This window comes from Bacillus sp. 7705b (assembly GCF_002289525.1).
Classification (GTDB): domain Bacteria; phylum Bacillota; class Bacilli; order Bacillales; family Bacillaceae; genus Bacillus; species Bacillus halotolerans.
In genome coordinates, this window is the sequence record NZ_NSDH01000026.1 from 36,398 (window position 1) to 56,281 (window position 19,884).

19 protein-coding genes and 1 other annotated feature are annotated in these 19,884 nt (G+C 45.9%); all 19 genes read left to right on the forward strand.

The features are described 5' to 3' along the window. The first annotated feature begins 4 nt into the window (after positions 1-4). The 19 genes from CJU60_RS10900 to pyrE all read left to right on the forward strand — a co-directional run bounded on the left by CJU60_RS10900 (position 5) and on the right by pyrE (position 19,815). The gene (locus tag CJU60_RS10900; RefSeq protein WP_095713800.1) at positions 5-697 is read left to right on the forward strand and encodes a YggS family pyridoxal phosphate-dependent enzyme; all 693 of its coding nucleotides are present in this window, start codon (positions 5-7) and stop codon (positions 695-697) included. After that, positions 694-1,146 carry a cell division protein SepF gene (gene sepF / locus CJU60_RS10905; protein ID WP_024121333.1) on the forward strand — a complete coding sequence of 151 codons (453 nt, stop codon included), beginning with the start codon at positions 694-696 and terminating at the stop codon, positions 1,144-1,146. Before CJU60_RS10900 ends, sepF begins: the two co-directional genes overlap by 4 nt. A gap of 6 nt (positions 1,147-1,152) precedes the next feature. Beyond that, positions 1,153-1,425 (forward strand): YggT family protein, encoded by a 273-nt coding sequence (locus tag CJU60_RS10910; RefSeq protein WP_003221463.1) that lies wholly within the window; start codon positions 1,153-1,155, stop codon positions 1,423-1,425. A gap of 61 nt (positions 1,426-1,486) precedes the next feature. Next, the gene (locus CJU60_RS10915) at positions 1,487-2,260 is read left to right on the forward strand and encodes a YlmH family RNA-binding protein (RefSeq protein ID WP_095713801.1); all 774 of its coding nucleotides are present in this window, start codon (positions 1,487-1,489) and stop codon (positions 2,258-2,260) included. A gap of 94 nt (positions 2,261-2,354) precedes the next feature. Next, complete coding sequence (divIVA, locus tag CJU60_RS10920) at positions 2,355-2,849, forward strand: septum site-determining protein DivIVA (protein ID WP_010334179.1); 495 nt, start codon at positions 2,355-2,357, stop codon at positions 2,847-2,849. 62 nt (positions 2,850-2,911) lie between these two features. Next, positions 2,912-3,139, forward strand: a binding site (T-box leader). Positions 3,140-3,190: 51 nt separating this feature from the next. Next, positions 3,191-5,956, forward strand: coding sequence for an isoleucine--tRNA ligase (gene ileS / locus CJU60_RS10925; protein ID WP_095713828.1), 2,766 nt, complete (start codon positions 3,191-3,193; stop codon positions 5,954-5,956). A gap of 144 nt (positions 5,957-6,100) precedes the next feature. Further along, on the forward strand, positions 6,101-6,475 hold the full coding sequence (gene ylyA / locus CJU60_RS10930) for a sporulation-related RNA polymerase-binding protein YlyA (RefSeq protein ID WP_024121336.1): 375 nt from the start codon (positions 6,101-6,103) through the stop codon (positions 6,473-6,475). Between the two features lie 110 nt (positions 6,476-6,585). Next, positions 6,586-7,050 (forward strand): signal peptidase II, encoded by a 465-nt coding sequence (gene lspA, locus CJU60_RS10935; protein ID WP_010334181.1) that lies wholly within the window; start codon positions 6,586-6,588, stop codon positions 7,048-7,050. Position 7,051: 1 nt separating this feature from the next. Then, on the forward strand, positions 7,052-7,963 hold the full coding sequence (locus CJU60_RS10940; protein ID WP_024121337.1) for an RluA family pseudouridine synthase: 912 nt from the start codon (positions 7,052-7,054) through the stop codon (positions 7,961-7,963). Positions 7,964-8,145: 182 nt separating this feature from the next. Then, complete coding sequence (pyrR, locus tag CJU60_RS10945) at positions 8,146-8,691, forward strand: bifunctional pyrimidine operon transcriptional regulator/uracil phosphoribosyltransferase (RefSeq protein ID WP_024121338.1); 546 nt, start codon at positions 8,146-8,148, stop codon at positions 8,689-8,691. A gap of 175 nt (positions 8,692-8,866) precedes the next feature. Then, a complete protein-coding gene (pyrP, locus tag CJU60_RS10950; protein ID WP_024121339.1) occupies positions 8,867-10,174 on the forward strand; it encodes a uracil permease PyrP in 1,308 nt (435 codons plus the stop codon). A gap of 146 nt (positions 10,175-10,320) precedes the next feature. Continuing rightward, positions 10,321-11,235, forward strand: a complete 915-nt coding sequence (locus CJU60_RS10955; protein WP_095713802.1) for an aspartate carbamoyltransferase catalytic subunit — start codon at positions 10,321-10,323, stop codon at positions 11,233-11,235. After that, positions 11,219-12,505 carry a dihydroorotase gene (locus tag CJU60_RS10960; RefSeq protein WP_095713803.1) on the forward strand — a complete coding sequence of 429 codons (1,287 nt, stop codon included), beginning with the start codon at positions 11,219-11,221 and terminating at the stop codon, positions 12,503-12,505. The genes CJU60_RS10955 and CJU60_RS10960 overlap by 17 nt, the downstream gene beginning before the upstream one ends. Further along, on the forward strand, positions 12,502-13,596 hold the full coding sequence (locus CJU60_RS10965) for a carbamoyl phosphate synthase small subunit (RefSeq protein WP_024121341.1): 1,095 nt from the start codon (positions 12,502-12,504) through the stop codon (positions 13,594-13,596). The genes CJU60_RS10960 and CJU60_RS10965 overlap by 4 nt, the downstream gene beginning before the upstream one ends. After that, on the forward strand, positions 13,581-16,796 hold the full coding sequence (gene carB / locus CJU60_RS10970) for a carbamoyl-phosphate synthase (glutamine-hydrolyzing) large subunit (RefSeq protein ID WP_095713804.1): 3,216 nt from the start codon (positions 13,581-13,583) through the stop codon (positions 16,794-16,796). Before CJU60_RS10965 ends, carB begins: the two co-directional genes overlap by 16 nt. Continuing rightward, positions 16,793-17,563 (forward strand): dihydroorotate oxidase B electron transfer subunit, encoded by a 771-nt coding sequence (gene pyrK, locus CJU60_RS10975; RefSeq protein ID WP_024121343.1) that lies wholly within the window; start codon positions 16,793-16,795, stop codon positions 17,561-17,563. The genes carB and pyrK overlap by 4 nt, the downstream gene beginning before the upstream one ends. Next, on the forward strand, positions 17,563-18,498 hold the full coding sequence (locus CJU60_RS10980) for a dihydroorotate dehydrogenase (RefSeq protein ID WP_095713805.1): 936 nt from the start codon (positions 17,563-17,565) through the stop codon (positions 18,496-18,498). The genes pyrK and CJU60_RS10980 overlap by 1 nt, the downstream gene beginning before the upstream one ends. Then, positions 18,467-19,186, forward strand: a complete 720-nt coding sequence (gene pyrF, locus CJU60_RS10985) for an orotidine-5'-phosphate decarboxylase (protein ID WP_095713806.1) — start codon at positions 18,467-18,469, stop codon at positions 19,184-19,186. The genes CJU60_RS10980 and pyrF overlap by 32 nt, the downstream gene beginning before the upstream one ends. Further along, positions 19,183-19,815 carry an orotate phosphoribosyltransferase gene (gene pyrE / locus CJU60_RS10990; protein ID WP_303621304.1) on the forward strand — a complete coding sequence of 211 codons (633 nt, stop codon included), beginning with the start codon at positions 19,183-19,185 and terminating at the stop codon, positions 19,813-19,815. Before pyrF ends, pyrE begins: the two co-directional genes overlap by 4 nt. The last annotated feature ends 69 nt before the right edge of the window (positions 19,816-19,884 follow it).

Here is a 19,884-nt window from a genome sequence, read left to right on the forward strand (position 1 = left end):
GATCTTGCGTGTTGTTGATCATTTACGACATATAAACGAACGAATAAACGAAGCATGTAACAGATCGGGCCGCAGATCCGATGAAGTTACGGTTATTGCAGTCACAAAATATGTGTCGCCTGAAAGAGCACAGGAGGCGGTCGATGCGGGCATCACGTGCCTCGGAGAGAACCGGGACGCCGAACTGCTTCGCAAACAGGAAATCATTAAAGGAAATCCGGAATGGCATTTTATCGGCAGCCTTCAATCAAGAAAAGTAAAAGCTGTCGTCAATTCTGTTTCCTATATTCATTCCCTGGACCGGCTTTCATTAGCGAAAGAAATTGAAAAACGGGCTGAAGGTGCTGTCCAATGCTTTCTGCAGGTCAATACCTCGCTTGAGCCCTCTAAACACGGCATGAATAAAGAAGAAGTGATACCATTCATACAGGAGCTTTCCGGCTTTGGCAACATTGTTGTGGCCGGACTGATGACAATGGCTCCACTGACTGATGACCAAGATGAGATTAGAAGCTGTTTCCGAACGCTTAGAGAACTTCGTGATCAGGTTCAAGAGCTGAAACAGCCGAACGCTCCATGTACAGAACTGTCGATGGGCATGTCAAATGATTTTGAAATCGCGATTGAAGAAGGGGCTACTTATATTAGAATCGGCTCATCGTTAGTCGGAAATGAAACAGGGGGTGTACAGCAATGAGTATGAAAAATAAACTGAAAAACTTTTTCTCAATGGATGAAGAAGAATACGAATACGAATATATTGAAACTGAGCGGGATTCTCATGAAGAACAGGAACAAAAAGAAAAACCTGCTTATAATGCTGGTAAACCAGCAGCCAAACAGAATGTAGTAAGCTTGCAAAGTGTTCAGAAATCCTCTAAAGTGGTGTTGAGTGAGCCGCGCGTTTATGCGGAGGCGCAGGAAATAGCCGACCATCTGAAGAACAGGCGGGCAGTTGTCGTCAATCTTCAGCGGATACAGCATGACCAGGCGAAACGGATTGTTGACTTTTTAAGCGGCACCGTTTATGCCATTGGCGGCGATATCCAAAGAATCGGTTCAGATATTTTCCTATGCACGCCTGACAACGTAGATGTTTCAGGCACAATTTCTGAGCTCATATCTGAAGACGATCAGAGGTGGTAAAGCGAGATGATCCTTTATCAAGTTTTTTCGGTTTTAAGCTTATTAATTACAATATACTCATTTGCCCTGATCATATATATTTTTATGTCATGGGTGCCGAGTACGAGGGAAACAGCAGTCGGACGGTTTTTAGCGTCGATCTGTGAACCATACCTCGAGCCATTCAGAAAAATCATCCCTCCAATTGCAATGCTGGATATCTCGCCAATCGTGGCCATTCTGGTGCTGCGGTTTGCAACAACCGGCTTGTGGGGGCTTTATCGCATGATTGCGTTTTAAGGTGACAGTTTGATAGGGGGCTTGGCAGCAGCCAAGCCTCTTTACATAGAAGGGAAAGACGATGAGCGATATTTATCAGCACTTCAGAAAAGAAGAGCGTGCCTTTATCGATCAGGCGCTCGAATGGAAAAGAATTGTCCAGGAGCAGTACCGGATGAAGCTGACCGACTTTTTAGATCCCCGGGAGCAGGTCATTCTCGCTGCGGTCACGGGACAGGCAGATGTAGGACTGGCTTTTTCCGGCGGCTATGACAGAGCGGAGCGAAAACGGGCCATTTTATATCCTGAGTACATTACGCCGGAAGAATCGGATTTTGAGCTTCAGGCGTTTGACGTTCGCTATGCTGAAAAATTTGTGACGGTTGATCACCGGTCTCTCCTTGGTTCGTTAATGGGAATCGGTCTGAAGCGGCAAAAGTTTGGCGATTTAGTGTTTTCAGAGACGGCGGTGCAAATCATTGTCTCAGCTGATACAGCCGATTTTGTTGCGGCTCAGCTTACCCAAGCCGGAAAAGCTGCAGTCAAGCTTGAGAAAATTGACTTGTCAGACCTTGAAATTCCTGCACGAGATGTCGAAATAAGAGATGACACCGTTTCTTCTTTAAGGCTTGACGCGGTCTGCGCCTCTATGAGCAGGCAATCACGCCAGAAATCACAAACGCTGGTGAAAAACGGTCTCGTAAAAGTGAACTGGAAGGTTGTTGAAGACCCTTCTTACCAGGTTGCTGAAGGGGATATGCTCTCTATCAGGGGCTTTGGCCGCTGCAGCCTGACAAAAATCGAAGGGAAAACCAAAAAAGACAAGTGGAGAGTCACGTTTGAACGACAAAAATAGTCGGTTTTTCAGTTTTTTTCTCCATCTGTGCGAAATTTGTTTTATAATGTGAACTAGATAACCGTACTGAAATGTAAAAAATGGAGGTGGCATCATGCCATTAACGCCGAATGATATTCACAACAAGACGTTTACAAAAAGTTTTCGCGGATATGATGAAGACGAGGTAAATGAATTTCTGAGTCAAGTCAGAAAAGATTACGAAATTGTTCTCCGTAAAAAAACAGAGCTTGAAGCGAAAGTCAATGAGCTCGATGAAAGAATCGGACACTTTGCCAACATTGAAGAAACGCTGAATAAATCCATTCTGGTTGCCCAAGAAGCAGCTGAGGACGTAAAGCGCAATTCTCAAAAGGAAGCAAAGCTGATTGTTCGGGAAGCGGAGAAAAACGCTGATCGCATCATCAACGAATCTTTATCGAAATCAAGAAAAATCGCAATGGAAATCGAAGAGCTGAAAAAACAGTCTAAAGTGTTCAGAACACGTTTCCAAATGCTGATTGAAGCGCAGCTTGATCTTCTGAAAAATGATGATTGGGATCATTTGCTTGAGTATGAAGTCGACGCTGTGTTTGAGGAAAAGGAATAAATTCTCTGATTACCTTGACATTTTCTTAGCTTGTCGAATATAATACGTTCATAAATTCAGATGAAAAGACGATTGAAAGGGACAGTCATGTTTCCATCATGCCTTCATAGCGACCCGGAGATGGTGAAAGTCCGGGATGGCCGGAATCATGTAGATCAGCCCTTAAGTTTCCTTTCTGAACTCACAGTAGGTTAGGACGTTCATCACGTTACGATGCTCGAGAGGAAAAAGCGTAAGCCTGGCTTTTTCTAAAAGGGTGGTACCGCGAGATAAGCTTTCTCGTCCCTTATGGGATGAGAGGGCTTTTTTTATTTTCTGAAAAAATTGGTGGAGGAATGAAAATGGATTACAAAGACACGCTCTTAATGCCGAAAACAGATTTTCCGATGCGAGGCAACTTGCCAAACCGTGAGCCTGACATGCAAAAGAAATGGGAGGAGCAGGATATCTACAGTCTAGTACAGGAACGGACGAAAGACCGCCCTAAATTTGTTTTACATGACGGACCTCCGTACGCAAACGGCGATATCCACATGGGCCACGCGCTTAACAAAATTTTAAAGGACTTCATCGTCCGCTACAAATCAATGAGCGGGTACAACGCACCGTATGTACCGGGCTGGGATACACACGGGTTGCCGATTGAAACAGCTCTTACAAAAAACAAAAAAGTGAACCGCAAAGAAATGTCAGTAGCTGAATTCCGCAAGCTATGCGAAGAATATGCATGGAAGCAAATTGAGGGTCAGCGTGAGCAATTCAAGCGTCTTGGAGTCCGCGGCGACTGGGAAAATCCATATGTGACACTGAAACCGGAATATGAAGCGCAGCAAATCCGCGTTTTCGGTGAAATGGCAAAACGAGGCTATATTTATAAAGGCCTTAAACCGGTTAACTGGTCACCTTCAAGTGAGTCTGCTTTAGCTGAAGCGGAAATCGAATATCAAGACAAACGCTCAGCATCTATTTACGTTGCTTTTGGCGTAAAAGACGGAAAAGGCGTGCTTGAAAATGGCGAGCGCATCATCATTTGGACAACAACGCCTTGGACGATTCCTGCAAACCTCGGCATTTCAGTTCATCCTGATCTGGAATACAGCGTGATTGCAGTCGGTGATGACCGCTTTGTTGTCGCAAGTGCACTGGTTGAAGCTGTAGCTTCTGCATGCGGCTTTGAGCAGTATGAAGTGACAAGAACGATCAAAGGGAAAGATCTCGAAAATATTATCGCTGAACATCCGCTATACGGCAGAGATTCACTCGTTATGCTTGGCGATCACGTGACAACTGACGCCGGAACAGGCTGTGTTCATACAGCACCGGGACATGGGGAAGATGACTTTATCATTGGCCAAAAATACGGCTTAGACGTCCTTTGTCCGGTTGATGAAAAAGGTGTGATGACAAGCGAAGCTCCTGGCTTTGAAGGTATGTTCTATGATGATGCAAACAAAGTGATCACACAGCAGCTCGAAGAAAAAGGCGCGCTCGTGAAGCTTGAATTCATTACACACTCCTATCCGCACGATTGGAGAACAAAGAAACCAACCATTTTCAGAGCAACTGCGCAATGGTTTGCGTCTATTAAAGATTTCAGATCAGACCTGCTGGATGCCATTAAAGAAACCAAATGGGTTCCTGAATGGGGCGAGCAGCGTTTGCACAACATGGTTCGTGACCGCGGAGACTGGTGTATTTCCAGACAGCGTGCATGGGGTGTGCCGATTCCGGTATTTTATGCTGAAAACGGCGAGCCAATCATCACAGATGAAACGATTGAGCACGTTTCAGAATTGTTTAGAAAACATGGCTCAAACATTTGGTTTGAAAAAGAAGCGAAGGATCTTCTTCCGGAAGGCTTTACGCATCCTGGAAGCCCGAACGGCACTTTTACAAAAGAACAGGACATCATGGATGTTTGGTTTGATTCTGGTTCTTCCCACCAAGCGGTGCTTGAAGAACGCGAGGATCTCGTTCGGCCGGCTGATTTATACCTTGAAGGCTCTGACCAATACCGGGGCTGGTTTAACTCATCTCTATCAACAGCAGTAGCCGTAACAGGAAAAGCGCCATATAAAGGTGTGCTCAGCCATGGGTTTGCACTGGATGGAGAAGGACGCAAAATGAGTAAATCCATCGGTAACGTCGTCGTTCCAGCAAAAGTCATGAAACAGCTTGGCGCCGACATTTTGAGATTATGGGTGTCTTCTGTTGACTACCAGGCGGATGTTCGCGTGTCTGATGCGATTCTGAAGCAGGTTGCTGAAGTATACCGTAAAATCCGCAACACGTTCCGTTTCCTTCACGGCAACCTGTTCGATTTTGATCCAAAAACAAATGCGGTGGCTGTTGAAGATCTTCGTGAAGTCGATCAGTACATGCTGGTTAAGCTAAACAAACTGATTGATAAAGTGAAAAAAGCGTACGACGAGTACGAGTTTGCGGTTGTGTATCACAGCATCCATAATTTCTGTACAATTGAATTAAGCTCATTCTATCTGGATTTCGCTAAGGATATTGTATACATTGAGCACGCGGATCATCCGGATAGACGCAGCATGCAGACTGTATTCTATGAAACGCTGCTTGCGTTAGTGAAGCTTACAGCACCGATACTGCCTCATACCGCTGACGAATTATGGTCTCACTTAACATTTGTTGACGAGCAGAGCGTTCAGCTGACAGACATGCCGGAAACGATTGCGGTTCCAAACAGCGAAGCGACAGAAGATAAGTTTGACCGTTTTATGTCTCTTCGTGATGATGTGCTAAAAGCGTTAGAAACAGCGCGAAATGAAAAAATCATTGGTAAATCATTGGAAGCAAGCCTGAAATTGTATCCGAATAAAGAAAACAAAGAGCTATTAGCTTCTATTAAAGAAAATCTTTCTCAGCTGTTTATTGTTTCTGAATTAACCATCAGCGAAGAAAATGAAGCGCCAAACGATGCGCAAAGCTTTGAGACAGGGAAAATCGCTGTCGAGAAAGCTGAAGGCGAAATGTGTGAGAGATCCCGTGTGATTTCTAAAGATGTAGGTGCGAACCCGAAATATCCTACATTGTCACTGCGCAACGCTGAAATCGTTGAAAAGTATTATCAGAACTAATGAAAAGAGCCCGGCGCAAAAGCCGGGCCTTTTTTTGTGCCAAGAGTGACATCGTTTAGAATGGCAGGAAAAATCTTATGGGCTTTAGATCATCATTCACAGGTAACAATATAGGTATTACGTTAAGAGCAGGAGTTGTGATGAATGAATGATCAACTGACCGCAATTTATACGGAACTTCTTCTGATGAAAGAAGAATTACAGTCGAGATTATTTGAGTATTCTTGCTTTCAGGTTTCAACAAGCCCGCAAGCAGCAATCAATCATAAACAAAAAGCAACTCTGATCTATCATATTAAAGAAGAGCTTCAAGACGTTCTTCTCGCATTGTCGAAAATTGAGGACGGCACATTCGGATACTGTGAAGAAACTGGAGCTCCCATTCCTCTTTCAAAGCTGGCTGTGCTGCCGACAGCGCGGACAGCAAATGATTTTCTGTATTCAGTCCAATTTGAAAAAAAAACACTTCCTCTGTGGAAATCAACTGATATTGAATATGATCAGGCGCTGTATGAATAACAGCGCCTCTCCGATTAAGTCTGTATAGAGGCTGATATTTCTTTACTCCAGTGCTTTTTATTGATAAAATGCATAATGGACTAAAGTAACCGTATAATGGAGGAACGTTTGTGCTGTATTACGTTATCGCACTACTTATTATCGCAGCTGATCAACTGACAAAATGGCTTGTCGTCAAGAACATGGAACTTGGACAAAGCATACCGATCATTGATCAGGTATTCTATATCACCTCCCATCGCAATACGGGTGCGGCGTGGGGGATATTAGCCGGTCAGATGTGGTTTTTCTACCTCATCACAACTGCAGTCATTATTGGTATTGTTTATTACATACAGCGTTATACGAAAGGGCAAAAGCTTCTTGGTGTTTCCCTTGGACTCATGCTTGGCGGCGCCATCGGCAATTTTATCGATCGGGCTGTCAGACAGGAAGTGGTGGATTTTATCCATGTCATTATCGTCAATTACAATTACCCGATTTTTAATATCGCGGACTCTTCATTATGTGTCGGCGTAATGCTTTTATTTATACAAATGCTGTTGGACAGCGGGAAAAAGAAGAAGGAGCAATAGCATGAATCAATTTGACATAACCGCTTCAGAAGAACAAAAAAGTGAGCGGATTGATAAATTTCTGGCATCGACTGAAAATGGTTGGTCGAGAACCCAGGTGCAGTTATGGGTGAAGGACGGACAAGTTGTCGTGAACGGAAGCCCTGTAAAATCGAATTATAAAATTCAGCCGGGGGATCAGGTGACTGTCACTGTGCCTGAGCCTGAAGCGCTCGACGTGCTGGCAGAACCTATGGATCTGGATATTTACTATGAAGATCAGGATGTGCTGGTCGTCAATAAACCTCGCGGAATGGTTGTGCACCCAGCTCCCGGGCATCTTACGGGTACACTTGTAAACGGCCTTATGGCTCATTGTACGGACCTATCCGGAATAAATGGCGTGATGCGTCCGGGGATCGTACACAGAATCGATAAGGACACGTCTGGCTTATTAATGGTGGCGAAGAATGATATGGCGCACGAGTCACTTGTAAACCAATTGGTCAACAAAACGGTTACGCGGAAATATACGGCAGTTGTCCATGGGCTTATTTCTCACGATGACGGTACAATTGATGCGCCGATCGGGCGGGATAAGAAAGATCGGCAAAGCATGACTGTAACACGTGATGGAAAAAACGCCGTCACTCATTTTCATGTTCTTGACCGCTTCCAGGAATTTACGCTTGTGGAATGCCAGCTTGAAACAGGAAGAACGCACCAAATCCGTGTGCATATGAAGTATATCGGATTCCCGTTAGCAGGAGATCCGAAATACGGGCCGAGAAAAACGATCGATTTTAACGGACAGGCGCTTCATGCCGGAATTTTAGGTTTTCAGCATCCGCGCACTGACGAATATATCGAATTTGAGGCACCGCTTCCTGATGATATGTCTGCTTTAATCGAAAATCTGAGAAAAACCCGTTGACAGGACATCTCTTTTCTGAAATAATAAACGAAGCTGAATAGATTCTTTAAAACAGTCCAGAGAGGCTGAGAAGGATAACGGATTGACGGGATACGTGTATATGCACGCATCTTGTCCTAAAACCCCTCTCTGCCAATGGCAAGAGGGTTTTTTCTTCTAAATGAACTGTGAGGTGTCACATAATGAATCAAAAAGCTGTCATTCTCGACGAACAGGCAATCAGACGTGCGCTGACCAGAATTGCTCATGAAATGATTGAACGCAATAAAGGGATGAACAACTGCATCCTTGTCGGTATCAAGACAAGAGGTATTTACTTGGCAAAACGCCTCGCCGAACGGATAGAACAGATTGAAGGGAATCCTGTAACGGTTGGAGAAATTGATATCACCCTTTACAGAGACGATCTATCCAAAAAAACGAGCAATGAAGAACCGCTCGTGAAAGGTGCAGATATACCGGTAGACATCACAGATCAAAAAGTAATTGTCGTAGATGATGTTCTTTACACAGGAAGAACGGTCAGAGCCGCAATGGACGCCCTTGTCGATGTAGGCAGACCTTCCTCAATTCAACTGGCTGTGCTTGTTGACAGAGGACACAGAGAACTGCCGATCCGAGCAGATTACATCGGGAAAAACATCCCGACTTCAAAAGCTGAAAAGGTTATGGTTCAGCTTGATGAGGTTGACAAAAACGATCTCGTCGCCATTTATGAAAATGAATAATGTATCACCTTTTTAAACGCAATCCAGAGAGGTTGCAAAGAGGTGCACAGCGAAGCCCCGAAAGTATGCGGCCGGTCTTTGTATGCCTCTTTGCGTAAAAACAGCAAAGAGGTTTTTTTATACAGTTATTAAGTCATCCTAATATGAAAAGTCATCAATCAGGGGGAAAATCATCATGAGTAAGAAAAAAGTTAATTTAGGAGTCAGGGAAATCCCGAAACCTTTCTCTTGGGTTTCGTTCAGCCTGCAGCATTTATTTGCGATGTTTGGCTCAACGATTTTGGTTCCGAAGCTGGTCGGAATGAGTCCTGCTGTTGCATTGGTGACGAGCGGTATCGGAACACTTGCTTACCTTCTGATCACGAAAGGACAAATACCAGCGTATCTCGGTTCATCCTTTGCCTTTATTTCTCCGATCATCTTGGTAAAAGCGACCGGCGGACCCGGAGCGGCAATGGTTGGTGCGTTTCTGGCAGGGCTTGTGTACGGGCTGATTGCCTTGCTGATCAGACAGCTCGGAACAGGCTGGCTGATGAAGCTTCTCCCGCCTGTTGTCGTAGGTCCGGTTATTATCGTCATTGGACTGGGTCTGGCCGGCACAGCGGTAAATATGGCCATGTATGCTGATCCGAATGCCAGTGAGCTGGTTTACAGCTTAAAACATTTCAGTGTTGCAGGTGTCACTTTAGCGATCACGATCATTTGCGCGATTTTCTTGCGGGGCTTCTTAAGCTTAATCCCGGTCTTGATCGGAATCATCGGCGGATACTTGTTTGCCTTGACTCAAGGAATTGTCAACTTCCAGCCGGTGCTTGACGCGAAATGGTTTGCAGTCCCTGAATTTATCATCCCGTTTAAAGATTATACGCCGTCAGTGACACTTGGCATCGCCGCAGCAATGGTCCCTGTCGCATTTGTTACCATGTCAGAGCATATCGGCCACCAGATGGTGCTGAGCAAAGTTGTAGGACAAGACTTCATTAAGAAACCGGGTCTCCATCGCTCAATAATGGGCGACAGCGCGGCTACAATCCTTGCTTCCTTGATTGGCGGCCCGCCTACAACAACTTATGGAGAAAACATTGGTGTACTGGCCATTACGAGAGTGTTCAGCGTCTTTGTTATCGGAGGCGCGGCAGTGATTGCCCTTTGCTTCGGCTTCATCGGCAAAATATCTGCGCTTATCAGTTCAGTCCCGTCAGCGGTTATGGGAGGCGTTTCCTTCCTGCTGTTCGGCATCATCGCTTCAAGCGGCTTGAGAATGCTGATTGACAACAAAATTGATTATGAAAATAACAGAAACCTCATCATCACATCAGTCATCCTTGTAATCGGCGTAGGCGGCGCATTTATTCAGGTGTCTGAAGGAGGATTCCAAGTGTCAGGCATGGCGCTTGCTGCAATTGTAGGTGTCATCTTAAACCTGATTCTTCCGCAAGCGAAGGAAGAGCAGGCAGACACATCCGAACAACATCATATTTAAACCTTTTAATGAAAGTCCAGAGAGGCTTGGAAGGGTTATAAAGAGAAGAAAGCTTCACGCTGCTCCTCTATTTAACCGTACCCCGAGTCTATCCAAGACCGGGGTTTTTTCAGCCTTAAACAAGTTGAATTGAGAGGAGAAAGAAAATGAAGCATTTAACGACGATGAGTGAACTCAGCACTGGGGAAATCAAAGATTTGCTTCAAACTGCGCAAGACCTCAAAAACGGAAAAACAGACCATCAGCTGACAGGTAAATTTGCAGCGAATCTGTTTTTTGAACCAAGCACCAGAACACGATTCAGCTTTGAGGTAGCTGAAAAGAAACTGGGCATGAATGTCCTGAATCTCGACGGAACAAGCACCAGCGTACAAAAAGGCGAAACCTTATATGACACAATTCGAACGCTCGAATCAATCGGTGTTGACGTGTGTGTCATCAGACACAGTGAGGATGAGTACTACAAAGAGCTTGTCGGACAAGTAAATATCCCGATTCTGAATGCGGGAGACGGGTGCGGCCAGCATCCCACACAATCATTGCTTGATTTAATGACAATCAATGAAGAATTCAATACGTTCAAAGGCCTTACCGTCTCCATTCACGGCGACATTAAGCACAGCAGAGTCGCGAGGTCTAATGCTGAAGTGTTGACAAGACTCGGTGCCCGCGTTCTGTTTTCCGGTCCGCCGGAATGGCAGGATGAAGAAAATACGTTTGGCGCGTATGTCTCAATAGATGAAGCAGTAGAGACTTCGGATGTTGTCATGCTGCTGCGTATTCAAAATGAAAGACATCAGTCAGCTGTCAGCCAGGAAGGCTATTTAAATGAATTCGGCTTGACTGTAGAACGGGCTGAACGTATGAAGCAGCATGCGATTATTATGCACCCGGCGCCTGTGAACAGAGGAGTGGAGATTGATCACAGCTTAGTAGAAAGCCGAAAATCAAGAATCTTCAAACAAATGCAAAATGGCGTATTTATCAGAATGGCAGTGTTACAGCGAGCCTTACAAACCAATGCGAAAAGAGGAGAAGCAGCGTATGTCATATCTCATTAAAAACGGCTGGATACTTAACGAAAATGGTGAAAAAACAGAACAGGATATTCGAGTGACAGGAGAGGTCATCTCCGAAATCGGCAAGCTTGATGCAGCAGATGGAGAAACGGTTATTGACGCGAAAGGATTGCTCGTTTCACCGGGTTTTGTTGACCTCCATGTACACTTTAGAGAGCCTGGCGGAGAGAAAAAAGAAACCATTGAAACCGGCGCAAAAGCAGCGGCGCGCGGCGGTTATACAACAGTAGCAGCCATGCCGAATACACGGCCGGTTCCTGATACGAAGGAGCAGATGGAATGGGTGCAAAGCCGCATTAAAGAAACATCATGCGTCAGAGTCCTTCCTTATGCATCTATTACGATCAGACAAATTGGCGATGAGATGACAAACTTTGAAGCATTAAAAGAAGCTGGGGCATTTGCATTTACAGATGACGGCGTCGGTATACAGACAGCAGGAATGATGTATGAGGCAATGAAACGCGCAGCCGCGATTGACAAAGCGATTGTCGCACATTGCGAGGATAACTCCTTAATTTACGGAGGCAGCGTCCATGAGGGGACGTTTTCAAAAGCGAACGGGCTTAACGGCATTCCTTCTGTGTGTGAATCGGTTCATATTGCCCGTGACGTGTTACTGGCTGAGGCGGCAAACTGCCATTACCATGTATGCCATATCAGCACGAAAGAATCTGTGAGAGTCGTGCGTGATGCGAAAAAAGCGGGAATTCGGGTCACAGCAGAAGTTTCACCTCACCATTTACTGCTTTGTGATAAAGACATTCCCGGGCTGGATACAAACTATAAAATGAACCCGCCGCTGCGCGGTGCGGAAGATAGAGAAGCGCTGATTGAAGGACTTTTAGACGGAACGATCGACTTTATAGCAACCGACCATGCGCCGCATACAGAAGAAGAGAAAAACACAGAAATGAAGCTGGCGCCGTTCGGAATTGTCGGTTTGGAAACAGCGTTCCCGCTTCTTTACACACATTTTGTTAAAAACGGCAGCTGGACGCTGAAACAGCTGATTGATTATATGACAATCAAGCCTTGCGAAGCGTTTGGTCTCCCATATGGAACACTGAAAACGGGACAAGCAGCTGACATCACGTTAATCGACCTGGAAAGAGAAGCAGTGATAGACAAAGAAACATTCTTATCTAAAGGTAAAAACACACCATTTAACGGCCTTAACTGCAGCGGCTGGCCAGTCGCTACAATTGCAGCAGGAACGCTTGCTTATGAAGAAGGGAGACTTGTGAAATGAAAAGACGATTAGTACTGGAAAACGGAGCGGTATTTGAGGGGAAAGCCTTCGGGAGCTTGGAGCACAGCATGGGAGAAGTCGTTTTCAATACCGGTATGACTGGTTATCAGGAAATTTTGTCAGACCCTTCTTATTGCGGGCAGATCGTTACGTTAACATATCCGCTTATCGGAAATTACGGGATTAACCGTGATGACTTTGAATCCATTACGCCTTTTGTTAAAGGATTGGTTGTAAAAGAATTATGTGAACTGCCTTCCAACTGGCGTTCAGCTTACACATTGGATGAGTATTTAAAAATGAAAAACATTCCGGGACTGCAAGGAATTGATACGAGAAAGCTGACGAGAATGATCCGCACGGCAGGCGCGCTAAAAGGAACGTTTGCCTCACCTGATGAAGATATCGAAGCAGTACTGAAAAGACTGAACGAAACTGAACTGCCGAGAAATCAAGTATCCCAAGTGTCAGCCAAAACAGCATATCCTAGTCCGGGAAGAGGCAAACGCATTGTCTTGGTGGACTTTGGCATGAAGCACGGCATTTTAAGAGAGCTGAACAAACGGAAATGTGACGTCATTGTTGTGCCTTACAATGTAACAGCAGAAGAAGTCCTTCAGCTGAAGCCAGACGGCATCATGCTTTCTAACGGGCCTGGCGACCCGAAAGATGTGCCTGAAGCAATTGAAATGATAAAAGGTGTTCTTGGAAAAGTGCCATTATTCGGAATTTGCCTCGGCCACCAGTTATTTGCGCTGGCGTGCGGAGCCGATACTGAAAAAATGAAATTCGGTCACAGGGGCTCTAACCATCCGGTAAAAGAGCTTGCAACCGGAAAAGTTGCCTTAACATCCCAAAACCATGGATATACAGTTTCATCTATAAATGAAACAGAGCTTGAAGTCACACACATCGCGATAAACGACGATACGATTGAAGGGCTGAAACACAAAACACTGCCGGCATTTACGGTTCAATATCATCCGGAAGCATCACCCGGTCCTGAGGACGCTAATCATCTATTTGACAGATTTATCGAAATGATCGAAACAACAGAGAAAGAAGGGGAAGCGGTATGCCAAAACGCGTAGACATTAACAAAATTTTAGTAATCGGGTCAGGACCAATCATCATCGGCCAAGCAGCTGAATTTGATTATGCGGGAACGCAAGCCTGCCTTGCATTAAAAGAAGAAGGCTATGAGGTCATTCTTGTCAATTCAAACCCTGCAACGATCATGACCGATACAGAAATGGCTGACCGGGTTTACATCGAACCGCTGACATCTGAATTTCTGACGCGGATCATCAGAAAAGAGCGTCCTGACGCCATTCTTCCTACACTCGGCGGTCAAACCGGCTTGAATCTTGCGGTTGAGCTTTCTGAGCGAGATGTGCTGGAGGAGTGCGGCGTTGAGGTGCTCGGCACAAAGCTGTCTGCAATCCAGCAGGCTGAAGACCGCGACTTGTTCAGAACATTAATGAATGAACTAAATGAACCGGTGCCTGAAAGTGAGATTATCCACTCCCTGGAAGAAGCAGAAAACTTCGTCAGCCAAATTGGATTCCCTGTCATTGTCCGCCCGGCATATACATTAGGCGGAACAGGCGGCGGCATCTGCTCGAATGAAACCGAACTGAAAGAAATTGTTGAGAACGGATTAAAATTAAGCCCGGTTCACCAATGTTTGCTTGAAAAAAGCATTGCCGGCTACAAAGAAATCGAATACGAAGTCATGAGAGACAGCCAAGATCATGCGATTGTCGTTTGTAATATGGAGAACATTGATCCGGTCGGAATCCATACAGGAGACAGTATTGTCGTCGCACCGAGCCAAACGCTCAGCGACCGGGAATATCAGCTCCTGCGGAATGTATCTTTAAAACTGATCCGTGCGCTTGGAATTGAAGGCGGATGTAACGTACAGCTCGCTTTAGATCCAGACAGCTTCCAATACTACATCATTGAAGTGAACCCGCGTGTCAGTCGTTCATCTGCCCTTGCATCAAAAGCGACAGGCTATCCGATCGCAAAACTCGCAGCTAAAATCGCCGTCGGCCTTTCATTAGACGAAATGATGAATCCGGTGACTGGAAAGACATACGCAGCGTTTGAACCAGCGCTGGACTATGTCGTATCTAAAATACCGCGCTGGCCATTTGATAAGTTTGAATCAGCAAACAGAAGGCTCGGCACTCAGATGAAAGCGACGGGAGAGGTAATGGCGATTGGCCGCACGCTTGAAGAATCGCTGCTGAAAGCTGTGCGTTCACTGGAAGCTGATGTGTATCATCTTGAATTAAAAGATGCCGCTGATATTTCAGATGAGCTTCTCGAGAAGCGGATTAAAAAAGCCGGAGACGAGCGTTTATTCTACCTGGCTGAAGCGTACAGAAGGGGCTACACAGTTGAGCAGCTTCATGAATTCTCTGCCATCGACCTCTTTTTCCTGCATAAGCTGTTCGGAATCGTTCAGTTTGAAAAAGAGCTGAAAGCAAATGCGGGCGATACAGATGTGCTGAGACAGGCAAAAGAACTCGGATTTTCTGATAAGTACATCAGCCGCGAGTGGAAAATGAAAGAATCTGAGCTTTACAGCATGAGAAAACAAGCGGGAATCGCACCGGTATTTAAAATGGTGGATACGTGCGCGGCGGAATTCGAATCAGAAACGCCATACTTCTACAGCACATATGAAGAAGAAAATGAATCTGTTGTTACAGATAAGAAAAGCGTGATCGTACTTGGCTCCGGCCCGATTCGAATCGGCCAAGGGGTTGAATTTGACTACGCTACGGTTCACTCCGTGTGGGCAATTAAACAAGCAGGCTATGAGGCAATTATCGTCAATAATAACCCGGAAACCGTGTCGACCGATTTCAGTATCTCAGACAAGCTGTACTTTGAACCGCTTACGATCGAAGATGTCATGCATATCATTGACCTCGAACAGCCGATGGGCGTTGTCGTGCAATTTGGCGGACAAACTGCAATCAACCTTGCTGACGAACTTTCTGCACGCGGAGTCAAAATCCTTGGAACGTCATTAGAAGATTTAGACCGTGCGGAAGACCGGGATAAGTTTGAACAGGCGCTGGAAGAACTTCAAGTGCCGCAGCCGCTTGGCAAAACTGCGACATCGGTTGATCAGGCGGTAAACATCGCAAGCAACATCGGCTATCCGGTACTGGTGCGCCCTTCATATGTGCTTGGCGGACGGGCGATGGAAATTGTCTATCATGAGGAAGAGCTGCTCCATTACATGAAAAACGCAGTCAAAATCAATCCGCAGCATCCAGTCTTAATTGACAGATATCTGACTGGGAAAGAAATCGAAGTGGATGCGGTGTCTGACGGCGAAACCGTTGTCATTCCGGGAATCATGGAGCACATTGAGCGTGCGGGCGTGCACTCCGGAGACTCCATCGCGGTCTATCCGCCGCAGTCTCTGACGGAAGACATTAAGAAAAAAATTGAACAATATACAATCGCACTTGCGAAAGGGCTGAACATTGTCGGCTTGCTCAACATTCAATTCGTCCTGTCACAAGGTGAGGTATACGTGCTTGAAGTCAATCCGAGATCAAGCAGAACGGTGCCGTTCTTAAGCAAGATCACGGGCATCCCGATGGCGAACCTCGCGACAAAAGTCATTCTGGGGCAAAAGCTGGCCGAGTTTGGCTACAATGAAGGCCTGCAGCCTGAACAGCAGGGAGTATTTGTAAAAGCGCCGGTCTTCTCCTTCGCGAAGCTGAGAAGAGTGGACATTACGTTAGGGCCTGAAATGAAATCAACAGGAGAGGTCATGGGCAAAGATTCCACTCTTGAAAAGGCCCTCTATAAAGCGCTGATAGCTTCAGGAATTCAAATTCCTAACTACGGTTCCGTGCTTTTAACAGTGGCTGATAAGGACAAAGAAGAAGGGCTTGCCATCGCTAAACGATTCCATGCAATCGGGTATAACATTTTAGCGACCGAAGGAACGGCGGGGTATCTCAAGGAGGCGTCAATTCCAGCGAAGGTCGTCGGAAAAATCGGCCAGGACGGCCCGAACTTGCTTGATGTGATCAGAAACGGAGAAGCCCAGTTTGTCATCAATACGCTGACAAAAGGAAAGCAGCCGGCAAGAGACGGATTTAGAATCAGACGTGAATCAGTAGAAAATGGTGTTGCCTGCTTAACATCTTTAGATACGGCAGAAGCCATTTTGCGGGTGCTGGAAAGCATGACGTTCCGTGCCGATCAAATGCCGGCAATCAACACAAATCAGGAGGCGGCAATCACTATATGAAAAAAGCGTATTTGACGGTGTGTGCTAACCAGCAAATTGCAGACCGGGTGTATCAAATGGTTCTAAAAGGGGAGCTTGTCCAAGGGTTTACTGTCCCGGGACAGTTCCTTCACCTGAAAGTGAGCGAAGCGGTTACGCCTCTTTTGCGAAGACCAATCAGCATTGCTGATGTTAACTTTGAAAAAAATGAAGTCACCATGATTTATCGAGTAGATGGGGAAGGAACAAGACTCTTGTCGCTGAAGCAGAAGGGAGATCTCGTAGATGTCCTCGGGCCTTTGGGCAATGGCTTTCCAGTAGATGAAGTCCAACCCGGAAAGACGGCTTTGCTGGTAGGAGGCGGTGTAGGAGTCCCGCCTCTCCAAGAACTGTCGAAACGTTTAAAGGAAAAAGGCGTAAAGGTCATACACGTTTTAGGATTCCAATCGGCAAAGGATGTTTTTTACGAAAAAGAATGCCGACAGTACGGCGACACATATGTAGCAACAGCTGACGGAAGCTACGGGGAAACCGGGTTTGTCACAGATGTCATCAAACAAAAAAATCTTGAATTTGACATTCTCCTCAGCTGCGGGCCGACACCGATGCTAAAGGCGCTCAAACAAGAATACGCCCACAAAGAGGTTTACATTTCCATGGAAGAACGAATGGGCTGCGGTATTGGTGCATGCTTCGCCTGTGTGTGCCATACAAACGAAAGTGAGACATCCTATGTAAAGGTATGTCTTGACGGACCTGTATTTAAAGCTCAGGAGGTGGCGCTGTAATGCTAGAGGTGAAATTGCCGGGTCTGGATTTGAAAAATCCGATCATTCCCGCATCAGGCTGCTTCGGTTTTGGAAAAGAGTTTGCGCGTTTTTATGATTTGTCTTGTCTCGGAGCAATCATGATCAAAGCTACGACAAAGGAGCCCCGCTTCGGGAATCCGACGCCTAGGGTAGCTGAGACTGGCGCTGGTATGCTCAATGCGATCGGTCTGCAAAATCCAGGGCTGGAAAGCGTCTTAGAAAATGAGCTGCCATGGCTTGAGCAATTTGAAACGCCTATTATTGCCAATGTCGCCGGTTCACAGGTCGAGGATTATGTTGAAGTAGCAGAACTTATCAGCAAAGCGCCTAATGTCCATGCGCTTGAATTGAACATTTCCTGTCCGAACGTCAAAACAGGCGGAATTGCTTTTGGCACAAATCCTGCCATGGCTGCTGATTTGACGAAGGCTGTTAAAAAAGTGTCAGATGTGCCTGTATATGTGAAGCTTTCTCCGAATGTGGCAAACATCACAGAAATTGCGGTAGCGATCGAAGAATCGGGTGCGGATGGTCTAACGATGATCAACACATTAATCGGCATGAGGCTCGATTTAAAATCAGGAAAGCCAATATTAGCCAATAAAACTGGAGGGCTTTCGGGTCCTGCTGTAAAGCCTGTTGCCATCCGCATGGTGTATGAGGTCAGCCAGGCTGTCAGCATTCCGATTATCGGGATGGGAGGCGTTCAGACGGCCGAAGACGCATTGGAATTTCTTCTGGCTGGAGCAAGTGCGGTTGCTGTCGGAACAGCAAACTTCGTGAATCCTTTCGCATGCCCTGACATCATTGAGCAGCTCCCAGCTGTTTTACGCCAATACGGCTATGAATCTGTTGAAGAATGCATCGGAAGGAGCTGGAAGCATGAAAAACAACCTGCCCATCATCGCGCTTGATTTTGCATCAGCTGAAGAAACACTGTCGTTTTTAGCGCCTTTTCACAAGGAACCGTTATTTGTGAAGGTTGGAATGGAGCTTTTTTATCAAGAAGGCCCGGCTATAATTGCACAATTAAAAGAAAGAAACTGTGAGATCTTTTTAGATTTAAAGCTACATGACATTCCGACCACGGTGAATAAAGCAATGAAGCGGCTTGCCTGCCTTGGAGTCGATCTCGTCAATGTTCACGCAGCCGGAGGCAAAAAAATGATGGAAGCAGCCTTGGAAGGCTTAGAGGAAGGCACGCCGGCAGGAAAACAACGTCCGTCACTTATTGCGGTAACCCAGCTGACAAGCACATCTGAACAAATGGTGAAGGATGAGCTGCTGATCAGAAAGCCTCTCATCGACACGGTTGTACACTACAGCAAACTGGCGGAGAATAGCGGACTTGATGGAGTGGTGTGCTCTGTTCATGAAGCGAAAGCCATTTACGAAGCAGTGTCGCCGTCGTTTTTGACGGTGACCCCGGGTATCCGTACGTCAGCAGACACTGCGAATGATCAAGTCCGCGTTGCAACGCCTTCTATAGCAAGAGAAAAAGGGTCATCAGCAATTGTTGTGGGACGCTCTATTACAAAAGCTGCAAATCCGCTAAAAGCCTATGAAGCTGTCAAACTCGAATGGGAGGGAATCAAACAATGAAACAAATCATCGCAAAACATCTATTAGACATTCAAGCTGTATTTTTACGCCCGAATGAGCCGTTTACATGGGCGAGCGGCATCTTATCGCCAATTTACTGTGACAATCGCCTTACCCTTTCTTTCCCAGAGGTAAGAAATGATGTTGCTGCAGGCATCAGCAAGCTTATCCAAGAGCATTTCCCGAAAGCTGAAATGATCGCAGGAACAGCGACAGCAGGTATCCCTCATGCGGCATTGGCGGCTGACCGTTTGAACCTGCCGATGTGTTATGTGAGAAGCAAACCGAAAGCACATGGAAAAGGCAATCAAATTGAGGGTGCAGTTCAAAAAGGCCAGAAAACAGTTGTCATAGAAGATTTAATTTCCACAGGGGGCAGCGTACTCGAAGCTGCAGCAGCTCTGAAAGCCGCTGGCTGTGAAGTGCTTGGTGTGGTATCAATCTTTACGTATGGACTTCCTAAAGCGCAGGAAGCGTTTGCTGAGGCTGATCTTCCATACTACTCGTTAACTGATTATGACACACTGACAGAGGTTGCACTTGAGAATGGAAATATTCATTCAGATGACCTGAAGAAGCTGCAAACATGGAAAATGAATCCCGAGTCAAAAGATTGGTTTAAAAATTAAAAAATAAATTTCAGTATTGTGAAGGGCTTTAATGCCTTGCCATGATTGAAAACAGGCCCTTGGGTCTGT

Excerpts from the sequence above, each read along its gene's own strand:
- CJU60_RS10915 (WP_095713801.1), top strand. The coding sequence starts at position 1,487 with ATGAGCGATATTTATCAGCACTTCAGAAAAGAAGAGCGTGCCTTTATC.
- ileS (WP_095713828.1), top strand. The coding sequence starts at position 3,191 with ATGGATTACAAAGACACGCTCTTAATGCCGAAAACAGATTTTCCGATG.
- CJU60_RS10955 (WP_095713802.1), top strand. The coding sequence starts at position 10,321 with ATGAAGCATTTAACGACGATGAGTGAACTCAGCACTGGGGAAATCAAA.
- CJU60_RS10940 (WP_024121337.1), top strand. The coding sequence starts at position 7,052 with ATGAATCAATTTGACATAACCGCTTCAGAAGAACAAAAAAGTGAGCGG.
- carB (WP_095713804.1), top strand. The coding sequence starts at position 13,581 with ATGCCAAAACGCGTAGACATTAACAAAATTTTAGTAATCGGGTCAGGA.
- pyrP (WP_024121339.1), top strand. The coding sequence starts at position 8,867 with ATGAGTAAGAAAAAAGTTAATTTAGGAGTCAGGGAAATCCCGAAACCT.
- pyrF (WP_095713806.1), top strand. The coding sequence starts at position 18,467 with ATGAAAAACAACCTGCCCATCATCGCGCTTGATTTTGCATCAGCTGAA.
- pyrK (WP_024121343.1), top strand. The coding sequence starts at position 16,793 with ATGAAAAAAGCGTATTTGACGGTGTGTGCTAACCAGCAAATTGCAGAC.
- pyrE (WP_303621304.1), top strand. The coding sequence starts at position 19,183 with ATGAAACAAATCATCGCAAAACATCTATTAGACATTCAAGCTGTATTT.
- CJU60_RS10980 (WP_095713805.1), top strand. The coding sequence starts at position 17,563 with ATGCTAGAGGTGAAATTGCCGGGTCTGGATTTGAAAAATCCGATCATT.
- CJU60_RS10965 (WP_024121341.1), top strand. The coding sequence starts at position 12,502 with ATGAAAAGACGATTAGTACTGGAAAACGGAGCGGTATTTGAGGGGAAA.
- pyrR (WP_024121338.1), top strand. The coding sequence starts at position 8,146 with ATGAATCAAAAAGCTGTCATTCTCGACGAACAGGCAATCAGACGTGCG.
- sepF (WP_024121333.1), top strand. The coding sequence starts at position 694 with ATGAGTATGAAAAATAAACTGAAAAACTTTTTCTCAATGGATGAAGAA.
- ylyA (WP_024121336.1), top strand. The coding sequence starts at position 6,101 with ATGAATGATCAACTGACCGCAATTTATACGGAACTTCTTCTGATGAAA.
- CJU60_RS10960 (WP_095713803.1), top strand. The coding sequence starts at position 11,219 with ATGTCATATCTCATTAAAAACGGCTGGATACTTAACGAAAATGGTGAA.
- CJU60_RS10910 (WP_003221463.1), top strand. The coding sequence starts at position 1,153 with ATGATCCTTTATCAAGTTTTTTCGGTTTTAAGCTTATTAATTACAATA.
- divIVA (WP_010334179.1), top strand. The coding sequence starts at position 2,355 with ATGCCATTAACGCCGAATGATATTCACAACAAGACGTTTACAAAAAGT.